The organism is Bacillus cereus group sp. Sample62, from assembly GCF_036851315.1.
In the GTDB taxonomy this organism is placed as follows: domain Bacteria; phylum Bacillota; class Bacilli; order Bacillales; family Bacillaceae_G; genus Bacillus_A; species Bacillus_A wiedmannii.
In genome coordinates, this window is sequence record NZ_JAFLPK010000001.1 from 5024992 (window position 1) to 5038218 (window position 13227).

The window sequence follows — 13227 nt, forward strand, 5'->3', positions numbered from 1 at the left end:
TGTAACAAAAATTCCAATGATTAGAAATATGACATCTTGTCTTTTAAGATAGATTTAAGGAAAGATTATATTAATATAAGAAAAGCTATCCAATATAACAATTGGATAGCTTTTCAAACAAAATATTACGCTACTTTAGTTTTTTTCCCCTCATGCCCACGTTGAACGATGAACAAGAAGATTGTTGATAAAATTGCACCTGTTAATAGTAAGATGAAGCAACCGTCCCAGCCAGAACGATCAACAATAACACCGATTGCTGCGTTTGCTACAAGACTTCCGCCTACATAACCGAACAGACCACACATACCAACTGTCGTACCTACTGCAAATTTCGGTACTAATTCCATCGCACTTAAACCGATTAAGAACTGTGGTACATAAATTAAACAACCGATGATAGAAACTGCAATACTTACAACAAGTATGCTAGTTGCTTGCCAATATACAAACGTACCAATAACAACTCCTACCATACTAATGATACATAATGGCATACGTTTTCCTTTAAATAATTTATCACTTAAAAGACCAACGATTAATGAACTTGGAATTGCCATACCTTCAAAGATTGCGTACGCCGCGTGTGCTTCATTTTTTGAGAAACCTTTAACTGTCGTTAAATAAAGTGGAACCCAGTTAATAACGCCGAAACGAATTAAATACACAAATGCATTTGCAATACATAAGAACCATACAAATTTATTTTTCACTACATACTTCATTAAAATTTCTTTTGGTGACATCTTGTTAGCATTATCTGCTTTTTCAAGATTTTCATAGTCATTACGATACTCATCAATTGGAGGAAGACCTTCTGATTCTGGTGTATCCTTCGCATTAATCCAAACAAGAACTGAAATTACCATTGCGATAATCGCAGGGAAAATAAACACGCCGCCTTGCCAATGATTTTCACCAAAAATAGCTACACCAATTCCGACAAGTGGTGGTACGAGCATTCCGCCAACGTTATGTGAAATATTCCAAATACCTGTTTTCGTACCGCGTTCTTTCTTCGAGAACCATTTCGTCATAACGATACTACAAGGGGGTGCTCCCATACCTTGTACAATACCGTTTAGAACAAGTAGTGTAACAATCATTCCAAATGACGATGCAAAACCGAAACAAATATTTACAAGCCCTGATAAGAATAAACCGACTGCGATAAAACGCTGGGCGAAAGCTTTATCTGACAAATTCCCCATAAAGAACTTACTAAATCCATAAACAATCGCCATGATTGAACCTAGTAGTCCAATTTCAGCTGTACTAAATCCATATTCTTCTACTAAATACGTACTTGATAACGTAAAGTTACTACGAACTAAATAATAAGCAGCATACCCAACTGAAATTCCCATCAATACACGAATACGTAATAATTTATATACTCGATCAATCATATCCGCTGGCAATCTCTCAATTGCAGGTGCTGGCTTAAGCCATTTAAACATATATTTTCGTCTCCTTTTCTCACTTCTGAGAGAGACGCTGTCTATTCCATATCTCGATTATTCCGCTATTTGATATATTTTTGTTTGTTCTTCTAACCGGCTGTCCTTCTATTTCTTGCTCATTCTTCGCAAACATCGTTGGTACGCCAAACGAAACCTTTTCTAAAATGTGACCCGCTTCTTCTGATAAACAATAATCAATAAATAAATCCGAAATAATACCATTCGGTGCACGTTTTAGTTTCGAAATCGCATTAACAGATAATCCTGTTTGCTCAGGTTCGTTACTTAAAATAGGAAAGCCTCGTTTTTGAAGCATTCTCTGATCTCCCATGAAATTGATGCCTATCATATATTCACCGCTTGCAACAAGTTCTGCCGGTATGTAACCATTCACTGTTACTTCTCCAACTTGTCCTGCCAAGTTCTTAACATATTCCTTCGCTTTCCCTTCACCTAAAGTATCAATAAGTGATTGAAAAAACGTATATGCTGTTCCTGAGACATTTGGATCTGGCATTACAATCTTTCCCTTATATACTGGATTTAATAAATCTTGCCACCTTGATGGATAAGGAAGTCCGAGCGGTGCTATTTCTTCATTCCACCGCTCTTTATTGATCGCAATTGCCAGCTTCTCCACTTCATAACCGTACCAATAACCGTCTTTATCTTTAACAGTTTTTGAAATACGGTTCGCATGTTGACTCGTAACAGGAATAGATAGATTTTTTTGCTTCATCATTTGATGCGCGTCTACCGTACCGCCAATAATAATATCCGCTTTCGGATTTCCAGCTTCCTCTTCTACCCTCCGAAGAAGCTCTTCTGTCGAAAGACGAATAAATTCATACGTACAGCCGCGTGGTTTACAAAATGATGACAGCAAAGCTTCACCAACTTCCTCACGAGCTGCTACATACGCAACAAGATGACGATCATCCAAAATAGGGAGACCACTTTTATTATATTTAATAGAGGTTGTATCTCGAGAGCAACTAGACATCGCTCCTCCAATTACTAGCAAAAAGAAGAAAAAGGCTATCTTTCTCATGACACATTCTCCTTTACAAATAAATTTGCGAGGGAGCTTTTCATATACATAACATTCCCGTTATTATCGCCGAGATATTGCACAACAAAGTACGATGGATACACAGAAATAGTAAGAATGTCTTCTCGCTCATTCTTTATACGCTTCCCTGTTTTATAAGCGGTAATATAAGCAATCGGTTCATTCTGTGATTGTAATAATTTCTGTATTTCTCCGTAATCTGTAATTTGCTTTGCGTACTGAATCGAATCGAGTATGTGCGTAAGATTCATCGCACGTTCTACATCACCTTGGCGTACTATGACATCCTGTGCTGACGCAAAAAAATCACTAATACGTTCTGGTGTGTAATACAGGCTTAACAAATACGTTTGAAATGCTGAAATCATTGGGTCCGTACCATTCTTTCCGTACATATCAGCCCCGTACTGGAACAAGTCACCTACTGCAAAAGTACGTTTATGTCCATTCAAGTACGTTACTTCTCCAGTAAATACTTGTTCTTGATTCTTAGCTTCTCTCGGTTCTATTTGAATTCGGTCAAAGAATGAAACAATCGTATGCAAACGAACTTCATCCGTTATAACAATTTCTCCCCACTTTTCATGCCTAACCTTCATTTCAGTAGGCAGGGATTCATTCACCCTTTGTAAAACAGTTTGTTTGTCATTCACTATTGTGATTCGATTGTATATTTGCTTCTCCATCACATAAAACAAAATAAGAGAAACAATTATACAAAGGACAAACATAAGAACTTGAAATGATAGCCTTTTCATTTCTGCCTACCTCCAAGATAAAAAAACGTTGTTTCGAAAATACCGCATAATTGTTTCATAAATGTATCATTTAACCGCTTTCAAGTTTTTTATGTCTTCCATTCGTCTCGGAAGCAAGAATGTAATAAATATTGTAGTGCCTATTTCCTCACTACTCTCAATTCGCATACTTCCGCCCTGCTTATTCATAATCTCCTGACAAATATACAAACCGTAACCATTCCCGTAACTAGAAGGAAGTACCTTCCCTTCTGGCGATTCATTCCACTCTGCAAGCACACCTTCATCTATACCAATGCCATCATCATGAACAAAAACCTTTGCCTCACGTTCATTTACAATTACATTCATACGAATTTGCGTAGCATCGCTATATTTTATCGCATTATCAAGTACGTTTAAGAAGATCTGTTTCGTCTTATCGAAATCCGCAACAACATGTACATCTGTTAACTCATTTATCACTTCAATCTCAAATTTCTGCATGCGAGGTTTCACAATTGAAACTGCTTCTTCTGCCAATTCCTTTATATTCACAACTGTAGGTGACACTTCAAACGTACTCGTCCCGTACTTTGAAGACTTAAGTAATTCCTCTACAAGTGATAATAAACGCTCACTTTCTACAGCCACATAACGCAGGCTTTCCTTTACATCTTCCTTCGCCTTTAACTTCGGAATTAAATCCACATAGCCAATAATCGCCGTTAGCGGTGTTTTTAGCTCATGTGTAATACGGTCTAAGAAATCTTTCTGCTTCTCTTTCTCCTCTTTCAATTGCTTAATATGCAGTTCAATTCCATCGGCCATTGCATTAAAAGATGCTGAAAGCTGAGCAATTTCCACATATTCATTTAGCTCAATCTTGCTTTTATAATCCCCATTCGCAAGCCGCTTTGCCATTTGTCTTAACTGATCAATTGGCTTATGAAGAGACTTTGCCAAACGAATTGCAAAGAAAATACCCGCAGCTACTAGACAAAGAGACGTCATTAAGAACGTCCAGCCAACATTTGTTAAAACTTCCTTCTCACCCGTTAACTCATTTATAAAACGAACACTTCCGATGACATCGTTTCCATAATAAACTGGGCTTGAAAACAAAAGAATTGGAGCTGGGTCTCCCTCTTCAAAAACATAAGACTTCTTCCCCTTCAAAGAGCTCTCAATATCAATGTTCCGATGAAGAAGCGCTCCTTTTTGCGTATCCGCAACAACATCTCCATTCTTCCCAATCATCTGTACACGTACATCCATGCGCTTCGCTAAATACGAAGCAATTAAAAGTGAATTCGGACCGAGCGTCTCTACCTCTGCTTCCTTCTCTAAATAATTCATCGTATAAATTTGTGCTTCTACACTTAATTTCTCTAAAGAATTTGCTGCGTTATGATACATATTCTTTTCTAACGTAATATAAACAACTCCGTACAAAAGAACAAAAATCGGGATTAACAGTCCCACTATTCCAAACACCATATTTCTTTTTAAAGACATACCATCACCACTTAACAATCTAGTTTATAGCCAACGCCATAAATTGTCTTAATATATTCCCCGCTATTCCCTAGCTTCTTCCGCAGTCTTTGCACCATAATATCAACCGCTCTCGTATTTCCGATATACTCAAATCCCCATACTTTCTCAAGTAACTCATCTCTCATAAATACACGCTGCGGATTGGAAACAAACAACTGACATAAATTAAACTCTCGGTACGTTAACTGAATTTCTTGTCCACTAACATGCACTTTTCTTTCCTTAGGACAAATCGTTATCTCTCCCGCTCCGATTACTTCATGACTTACCGTTACCTCTGTCTTCTTCACACGCCTTGTCATATTCTTGATCCGAAGAATAAGCTCAGCGTAATTAAACGGCTTCGTCACGTAATCATCTGCACCAAGCTGCAAGCCAAGCAATTTATCATTCATCTGACTCTTTGCAGTTAACATGAGCACTGGAATATCCCTATTCTTCTCACGGAACAAGCGAAGCAACTCATACCCATCTGTATCTGGAAGCATGACATCCAAAATCAGTACATCCGGCACTTCATTCCATTTCTCTAAAGCTTCTCTTCCATCAGCCGCCGTGAGCACTTCATACCCTTCCATCTCCAACTGCATCCGAATCAAATTACGAATACTCGATTCATCATCAACTACAAGTATTTTCATTATTCTCCTCCTTTCATCCCGTATTATAGTACAGTTTAGTATAGCAAAAATCTTATAAAAAAAGAGAGGGTATTGTCGAACATATGTTGAACGACAATACCCTCTCTTTCACTTATTATATTTTATTTAGCATACCCATTAGGTTGCTTCTGATGCCAATTCCAAGCATGCTCAATGATTGTCTTCACATTTACATACTTAGGATCCCAACCTAACTTCTCTTTCGCTTTCTGAGAAGAAGCAACTAAACGTGCTGGATCTCCCGCACGACGTGGCGCTACTTCAGCTGGAATTTCATGATTTGTAACTTCACGAACTGCATCAACGATTTCTTTCACGCTGAAACCATTACCATTTCCTAAGTTATAGAAATCACTCTCTCCGCCGTTCTGTAGGTCTTTAAGTCCTAAGAAGTGAGCTGCTACTAAATCTTCAACATGAATATAATCACGGATACAAGTACCATCTGGTGTATTATAATCCTCACCAAACATCATAATCTTCTCACGTTGACCTAACGCCACTTGCAGTACAAGAGGAATTAAATGCGTCTCTGGACGATGATCTTCCCCAATAATACCATTTGGAGTTGCACCAGCCACGTTAAAGTATCTGAAAATCTTATAACGTAAATTAGAAGCTTGGCTATACCAATGAAGCATCTTCTCGATTGCTAACTTAGTTTCTCCATACGTATTCGTTGGATTCGTCATCGTCTCCTCAGTAATAAGGTCTACATCTACCTCACCATACGTCGCCGCAGTAGAAGAGAAAATAAACTTATCTACCTTAAACTCATCCATTACCTCTAATAAGCAAAGTGCACCGTACACATTGTTATTATAATATTGAAGAGGTTTCTCCATACTAACTCCAACTAAAGAATCAGCCGCGAAATGCATAACTGCCTCAATATTTTCTTGTTTAAAAACATCTCTTAAAAATGCTTTATCACGAAGGTCGCCATTATAAAACTTCGCCCCTTCCGTAATTGCATCTTCATGACCCGTTTGTAAGTTATCTACTACTACAACAGATAAACCTTCGTCTACTAATTTTTTCACAGCGTGAGAACCGATATAACCAGCTCCGCCGCAGATTAGAATTGAGTTCATTGTCTTCCTCCTACATATATTAGGATTTCTTATTCACTTACTTATTATAAAAGGTATACGATTGCTCGTATACCTTTTGTGTACCTTTATTACTTAGCAACGAAATAATCCGTTACATATTGTGCCCAAACCTCATGCCCTTTAGCACTTGGGAAACCAAACTCTTCTGTTAAATATGGCAGGATAGCCTTCGTTGATGCATCAGGCCATGCTCCCCAATGATCTACATATGTATAACCATTTTGTGTCGCAAGTTGCTTTAATGCCTCAATTGCCTTCGGATAATTCTTCGCACCATACACTGGGTTTGGTGGTTGAATCATAATCGTAGCACCCTTTGCACTAGTAGAAAGTGCTTGTACAAATTTCTGTGTACTCGCAACAGAGTTTCCATTACCAGTTTTACCATTGTCAGTAATAAACGGTGGCTCGAATAAAATCACATCTGGATTTTCTTTCGCAATCTCTTTATCACGCTTATTTGCGATTAACTCGTCTGTGCTTTCACCCTTATATTCTTTTACTGTCACATTCCATAAACCTTTACCGTAAGCCGTTTCTAAATTACCCATTAATTTAGCTGCCCAAGCATCTTTTTCAGATGAAGAAGCTTCATCACCAACAATCACAAGGTTTACTGCCTTTTTATCCTCAGCAGCTTTCTTTAACTTCTCTTTCACTTCATCTGGTAAATTCTTCGCATATGCTTCATTAAAAGATGACTTCGCATCTTGTTTTTTCTCTGTTTTCTTCGCTCCGCTATCTTTCACTTCAGACTTCGTTTTCGTTACTTCACTCGTCTGTCCCGTCGCATTCGCAATCTTCTTATTCCAGTACAATTTACCGCTCACAACCGAAGCGACAAACAATACAAAAATAACTAGGACAAGTACTGCTTTCTTATTCATCGATTCACCTCATCTATTAATCTCACAATATATAATATTAATATAAATCCATGCAAAAATAAACCCAACTCCTACCAAAGGAGTTGGGTTATTACATATTACTTAGTCACTTCAAGATGCGCTCTTAACTTATTCGTAATATCTTGTTTCGCTGCATCTGGAACGTAGTAGTACCAAATACCATCAGCAGCTTTGTGGCCGTCACCTGGAATTTGGATTTCTTCACTATTCTCCATGCAATCTTTATAGTTCTTTTGAATATCAAACATTTGATCTTGCGTTAAACTTGTTTTAACATTTTTCTCAATTGCTTTTAATACATCACCATAACTTGCTAGAGAAGATACACTTGCACCTTTTTTAATTACCGCTTGGATAACTTGACGTTGGCGCATTTGACGGCCAAAGTCACCGCGTGGATCTTCATAACGCATGCGAGTATACTTTAATGCAGTTTCACCGTTTAAATGGATATTACCTTTAGCAAAATGTTGATCCCTCGATGTAAACTCCAAATCGTTATTAACATCAACACCGCCAACAGCATCTACAATATCTTTGAACCCAGCCATGTTTACTTCGATGTAATGATCAACTGGTACATTAAGAAAATTCTCTACTGTTTTTACAGACATGTCAATGCCACCGAAAGCATAAGCGTGGTTGATTTTATCTTTTTTACCTTTACCAACAATTTCTGTATAAGAATCACGTGGAATACTTGTAATTTTCATAGATTTTGTTTTTGGATTTAAAGTAAATAACATAAGTGAATCTGATCTACCTGTTCCATTATCTTCTTGGTCTACACCCATTAATAAAATAGATATAGGTTTATTATCTGCAATCTCTACTTTCTTATCTCGCTTATCGGACTTATCACGATCCAAAGGCTTATGCACTGTATTTAACGCATTAGACACATTAGAATATACAGTATATGCATATACACCACCAGCAATAACAAGAACGCCAATGATACCTAGAATCCAGAATAGAATCTTTTTCTTCATCGTTTTTCCTTCTTTCGGGTAACAATTTCAACATTATAAATTTCATTCCATATAATACTATACGGATATACACATAACTTGTAAATAACTTGTAAACTAAATGCTACTCTAATATTTCATTAATAGAGGGCATACATGTTTATATATCAAGAATTTAAAAACAAATCCTCATAATCATTCACTATTTTCTCCCACGAATATTCATGAATAATTCGATCTTTAGCTTTGTTACTTAACTTATCAATCTCATCTTCAGAATAAGCCTCTACTTCTTGAATTAAATTAGCTAAAGCACCTTCTTCTTTAGAGAAATAAACAGCACCTTCTTCGCCAACCTCTTTATTGAATACTACATCCAAAAGCAGATTCAACTTCGTAGACGCTAACGCCTCTAATAATGATGGGTTTGTCCCACCCACTTCATGTCCATGGAAATAAGCAAATGCATCTTCACGAATTTTTCTTAACAAATCTTGGTCATATACAGTACCAACGAATTTAATACGTGGATCCTTATTAAACTTCGTTTTTGCTAATAATTCTTGATAAAATTGATTTTCTTCAACATTAGAAATAATAACAAAATCCTTTTTAGAATTGGATTTCATAAATTCACGAACCATTAATTCATAGTTATTCTCTGGCACAAAACGACCAACTACTAAATAATATTCACCCGCAGCTACATCATGTTTCTTATACCATTCAATTAATGTGCTGTCATCTTCTTTTAAAGAAGAAGTTGTAACATCCGCACCATAGGCAATAAATGTTGTCTTTGGTTCATGCTTTTTATAATCCTCTTGGATATAAGATTCAATACCCTTAGAATCACATACCAGTAAATCAGCATGCTTTACCATTAGATTTTCAGATATTTTCCAATAAGTTCTAATAGCTGGACTCCATTTACTTCTTTTCCATTCGTGACCATCTGGATTTACAAAAACTTGAACACCCATTTTTTCTAACTTCCTTTTATAGAAAGAGAAAAATGGACCAATACGACATGCGAGTATATATACAATACAGTTTTTAAGATTATTTTTTTTAATATAACTAATACACTCTCTTAAACTCAATATATCATACGCTACAGCTTTCGCACTCCCAATTTCAGGGGTCTTCACATTGAAGCATCTCGCCTTATTATGCTGAAATTCTTCATTGTTATCCGCTAAGCAAGATACATGATACTGAATATCTTCACTTTTCTTACGTTCTGTTAAATACTCTACAAATGTTTCAAATCCCCCATACTTTGCTGGAATTCCTTTCGATCCAATAATAAATACGTGTTTCATCTATTCTTCTCCCGCTCTTACCTCTTGATACAGGTTTATTATTTCTTTAGTATGTTGCTCCATTAAATGAGGAAAATCCAATTTCAATAGGTTTTCATTTATATAATCTAACAATGAAGTGTCGTCAAGAATCATTGATAATTTATCAATAAAATCATGCTTATTTACTTTATATATAAAGCCAGTTTCTCCATCTTGTACTAAGTCCTTGAAACCAACATATTCAGAGACCATAATTGGAACACCATACGATTGTGCTTCTAAACCAATAAATCCAAAAGTTTCTTTCCAAATACTAGGGATGATTAACAAATCAACTTCATTAAAAATATCTTTTAACTGATTGTAATTATAACGACCATAAAAGGTATAGTATTTAGGATTATATGTGTCTGGATCATTTACAAAATCACCATAAACTCCTAAATGCCAATTAGTATATCCCTTTTCCTTTAAAGAATCCAATTGATTTTTTAAAGAATAAAATCCTTTATAGGTATCTATGGGTCCTAAATATCCTAATCTAACTACTTCATTTCCTCTTTGTTTAACTTTACGCTCTTGACGATAATCAGAAATATCTTGATGACTAATAGGGACTATCTTCCCATTCACATCAAGATATTTTTCGAATTGCTCTTTTGCTATAGAACTATTGAAATGGAAGTAATCTATCAATTTGAATATTGTTAAATAATAATCGCGTAATTCTATATAATACGTCGCTAAATCCACATCTATTTCTTCAATCTCTCGTTCTACCCTAGTAGCTACAGTATTATTTTTAGTCTGATTCTTTTTAATTTTTCTAAGTGATTTTACGATACTACTATCTTTTAAATAACGATATGGATACGATTGCATCACATGAACCATCGGAAGACTTAATGCATTCACATTACATTCTATACAGCTTTTCCCATCATCAAAGTCATTACAAATGTTACCTTTTGAGTCCATCAAATTTACTTTTGGACAAAGACCAAAATAATCATGTGTAGTAAATACAATTTTTATATCTAATTTCTTTGCCGTTTCAAAAAATTCTTTGTGTATCCCCATCAAGGTATGTACATGAATTATCTCTGGTTTTAATTCTATTAAAAATTCCTCATATACCTTATGATCTATTTCCTTCATAAAATGTTCAGGCTGATTAATTCCATTTAATAAAGGAATCGGTAAAGGGTTAACTAATTCATATACCGATATACTTCCATATGGTTTATTTTTCTTAATAGCTGTCCTTTTCGAAAAGGTGAATTTTCCCGGATACAAAAGAAATACTTGATGCTCTTGTCCTTGTGAATGCATTAAATCTACTGAGTATTTTGTTAACCCACCTGTGCGATACGGGGGTAATCCCAGTGAAATATGCAATATTTTCAATTTGTTCTCTCCTTAGTTTCGCCATGGGATTATAAATTTTCCATGTTATTATTTACAAAAAAAATGAAGGTAATAAAATCTATCACCTTCACCTCAAAATTATTCTATTGAATGATACTTAATATTAATAGCCTCTATTGCTTATAGATTTGTATATTGTTTCGCAAAATAGCTCTTGTATTCACCCGATACAATTGCTTTCCACCATTCTTCATTATCTAAATACCACTGGATTGTTTGAGCAATTCCCGTTTCAAATGTGTAAGTTGGTTTCCAACCTAATTTCTCTAGTTTTGTTGGGTCAATTGCGTAGCGCTTATCGTGACCTAGTCGATCTTGAACAAACTCGATTAGTTCTTCCGATTTGCCAAGTGTACTAATGATCGTTTTTACTACTTCTAAATTTGTACGCTCATTATGCCCACCAACATTATAAACCTCTCCATTTGCACCCTCATGCATAACTAAATCAATTGCAGCACAATGATCAATAACATGTAACCAGTCGCGAATATTTTTACCGTCCCCATATACAGGAACCTTTTCATCATTTAATACACGTGAAATTGTTAATGGAATTAATTTTTCTGGGAAATGGAATGGTCCATAATTGTTTGAGCAGCGTGTAATGTTAATTGGTAAACCAAATGTCTCATGATACGCTCGAACTAATAGGTCAGAAGAAGCCTTACTTGCACTATATGGGCTATTTGGTTGTAAAGGTGTATCCTCTGTGAAGAATGTAGTTGGATCAAAATCTAATTCACCGTATACTTCGTCTGTTGATACGTGAACAAATTTAGTAATACCATACGCCTTTGCTGCATCTAATAACACTTGTGTCCCTAATACATTTGTGCTAATAAATACTTCAGGTTCAGTAATTGAACGATCAACATGGCTCTCTGCAGCAAAATGAACAACATAATCGAATTTTTCTTGTTCAAATAGTTGGTTTACCGCTTGACGGTCTACGATATCAACCTTAGCAAATGAATAGTTATCTTTACCCTCGATATCTTTATGCTTTGTTAAATCTCCAGCATATGTAAGTACATCTAAATTAATGATATGATATTGAGGATATTTATTTACCATATACTGAACAAAATTACCCCCAATAAAGCCTGCGCCACCTGTAACTAATACTTTCTTTTTTTCCAACTTATTTCACCTCTTGTTGTAATTGTGTAATATAATGTTTTGTTGCTTTCTTCCAATCTTGTAATGGCTCAAATCCATTATCAATTAATTTCTGCTTCGACATACGTGAATTTTTAGGACGTACTGCGCGAGTAGGATACTCTTCTGTTGTAATACTATTTACTTTTACATCTTGTCCTGCAATCTCAAAAATTTCTTGTGCAAATTCAGCCCAACTGCAGAAACCTTCATTTGTAGCATGATATGTACCATATTTCTCTGTTACGACCATATCAACTAATAAACGAGCTAAGTCATATGTGTAAGTTGGTGATCCTATTTGATCTCCCACAACGTTCAGTTCATTACGTGTTTCGCCTAAACGAAGCATTGTTTTAATGAAGTTATTTCCATTAATACCGAATACCCATGAAATACGCACAATAAAGTTGTTATCTATTAGGCTTCTAACTACTTTTTCTCCCTCATGCTTCGTTAAACCATAGTATCCAACCGGATTAGGTGCGTCAGTTTCTACAAATGCATGAGTTCCTTCTCCATCAAATACATAATCCGTACTAATATAAACAAATTTAGCATTTACTTTTTTTGCTGCTGTAGCAAGGTATTTTGTACCTTCTACATTCACGTTCCAACAAAGTTCTTTATCATCTTCAGATTTATCAACAGCCGTATATGCTGCACAATGAATAATTGCATCTGGTTTTACTTTATCTACAAATTCATAAACCGCAGCTTCGTTTGTAATATCTAAATCTTCTATTCCAATACCTTGCATTTCTAGTCCTTGCTTCTCTCCACGTTTTACTACGTCATATCCAAGCTGACCATTATAACCGGTTACTAAAATTTTCATTTTTT

At 35.7% G+C, this 13227-nt stretch carries 12 protein-coding genes; all 12 read right to left on the bottom strand.

Annotated elements, in window-relative coordinates; all coding sequences use genetic code 11:
- Window positions 1-125: 125 nt before the first annotated feature.
- The gene (locus tag J0835_RS25840) at window positions 126-1460 is read right to left on the bottom strand and encodes an MFS transporter (protein ID WP_087983244.1); all 1335 of its coding nucleotides are present in this window, start codon (window positions 1458-1460) and stop codon (window positions 126-128) included.
- A gap of 19 nt (window positions 1461-1479) precedes the next feature.
- The gene (locus J0835_RS25845; protein WP_087983246.1) at window positions 1480-2514 is read right to left on the bottom strand and encodes an ABC transporter substrate-binding protein; all 1035 of its coding nucleotides are present in this window, start codon (window positions 2512-2514) and stop codon (window positions 1480-1482) included.
- Complete coding sequence (locus tag J0835_RS25850; RefSeq protein ID WP_087983248.1) at window positions 2511-3293, bottom strand: DUF3919 family protein; 783 nt, start codon at window positions 3291-3293, stop codon at window positions 2511-2513. The genes J0835_RS25845 and J0835_RS25850 overlap by 4 nt, the downstream gene beginning before the upstream one ends.
- 66 nt (window positions 3294-3359) lie before the next feature.
- Window positions 3360-4790 carry a HAMP domain-containing sensor histidine kinase gene (locus J0835_RS25855; RefSeq protein ID WP_087983250.1) on the bottom strand — a complete coding sequence of 477 codons (1431 nt, stop codon included), beginning with the start codon at window positions 4788-4790 and terminating at the stop codon, window positions 3360-3362.
- Between the two features lie 11 nt (window positions 4791-4801).
- Entirely contained in the window at window positions 4802-5473 is a 672-nt protein-coding gene (locus J0835_RS25860) for a response regulator transcription factor (protein ID WP_087983251.1), read from the bottom strand.
- Between the two features lie 122 nt (window positions 5474-5595).
- Window positions 5596-6588: a UDP-glucose 4-epimerase GalE gene (galE, locus tag J0835_RS25865; RefSeq protein WP_001084638.1), complete on the bottom strand. Its 993-nt coding sequence runs from the start codon at window positions 6586-6588 to the stop codon at window positions 5596-5598.
- A gap of 89 nt (window positions 6589-6677) precedes the next feature.
- On the bottom strand, window positions 6678-7496 hold the full coding sequence (locus tag J0835_RS25870) for an SGNH/GDSL hydrolase family protein (RefSeq protein ID WP_087983252.1): 819 nt from the start codon (window positions 7494-7496) through the stop codon (window positions 6678-6680).
- Between the two features lie 98 nt (window positions 7497-7594).
- Window positions 7595-8509, bottom strand: a complete 915-nt coding sequence (tagU, locus tag J0835_RS25875) for a polyisoprenyl-teichoic acid--peptidoglycan teichoic acid transferase TagU (RefSeq protein ID WP_087983253.1) — start codon at window positions 8507-8509, stop codon at window positions 7595-7597.
- Window positions 8510-8655: 146 nt separating this feature from the next.
- Window positions 8656-9813, bottom strand: coding sequence for a beta 1-4 rhamnosyltransferase Cps2T (cps2T, locus tag J0835_RS25880; RefSeq protein WP_087983254.1), 1158 nt, complete (start codon window positions 9811-9813; stop codon window positions 8656-8658).
- Window positions 9814-11202, bottom strand: coding sequence for a glycosyltransferase (locus tag J0835_RS25885; protein WP_087983255.1), 1389 nt, complete (start codon window positions 11200-11202; stop codon window positions 9814-9816). It lies immediately after the preceding gene.
- 141 nt (window positions 11203-11343) lie between these two features.
- A complete protein-coding gene (gene rfbB, locus J0835_RS25890) occupies window positions 11344-12366 on the bottom strand; it encodes a dTDP-glucose 4,6-dehydratase (RefSeq protein WP_087983256.1) in 1023 nt (340 codons plus the stop codon).
- A 1-nt stretch (window position 12367) separates the two neighbouring features.
- Complete coding sequence (gene rfbD, locus J0835_RS25895) at window positions 12368-13222, bottom strand: dTDP-4-dehydrorhamnose reductase (protein WP_087983258.1); 855 nt, start codon at window positions 13220-13222, stop codon at window positions 12368-12370.
- Between the last annotated feature and the right edge of the window lie 5 nt (window positions 13223-13227).

What these genes read in the sequence shown, in the direction of transcription:
- J0835_RS25840 (WP_087983244.1), bottom strand. Translation starts at nt 1,460, where the DNA reads ATGTTTAAATGGCTTAAGCCAGCACCTGCAATTGAGAGATTGCCAGCG.
- J0835_RS25845 (WP_087983246.1), bottom strand. Translation starts at nt 2,514, where the DNA reads ATGAGAAAGATAGCCTTTTTCTTCTTTTTGCTAGTAATTGGAGGAGCG.
- J0835_RS25850 (WP_087983248.1), bottom strand. Translation starts at nt 3,293, where the DNA reads ATGAAAAGGCTATCATTTCAAGTTCTTATGTTTGTCCTTTGTATAATT.
- J0835_RS25855 (WP_087983250.1), bottom strand. Translation starts at nt 4,790, where the DNA reads ATGTCTTTAAAAAGAAATATGGTGTTTGGAATAGTGGGACTGTTAATC.
- J0835_RS25860 (WP_087983251.1), bottom strand. Translation starts at nt 5,473, where the DNA reads ATGAAAATACTTGTAGTTGATGATGAATCGAGTATTCGTAATTTGATT.
- galE (WP_001084638.1), bottom strand. Translation starts at nt 6,588, where the DNA reads ATGAACTCAATTCTAATCTGCGGCGGAGCTGGTTATATCGGTTCTCAC.
- J0835_RS25870 (WP_087983252.1), bottom strand. Translation starts at nt 7,496, where the DNA reads ATGAATAAGAAAGCAGTACTTGTCCTAGTTATTTTTGTATTGTTTGTC.
- tagU (WP_087983253.1), bottom strand. Translation starts at nt 8,509, where the DNA reads ATGAAGAAAAAGATTCTATTCTGGATTCTAGGTATCATTGGCGTTCTT.
- cps2T (WP_087983254.1), bottom strand. Translation starts at nt 9,813, where the DNA reads ATGAAACACGTATTTATTATTGGATCGAAAGGAATTCCAGCAAAGTAT.
- rfbD (WP_087983258.1), bottom strand. Translation starts at nt 13,222, where the DNA reads ATGAAAATTTTAGTAACCGGTTATAATGGTCAGCTTGGATATGACGTA.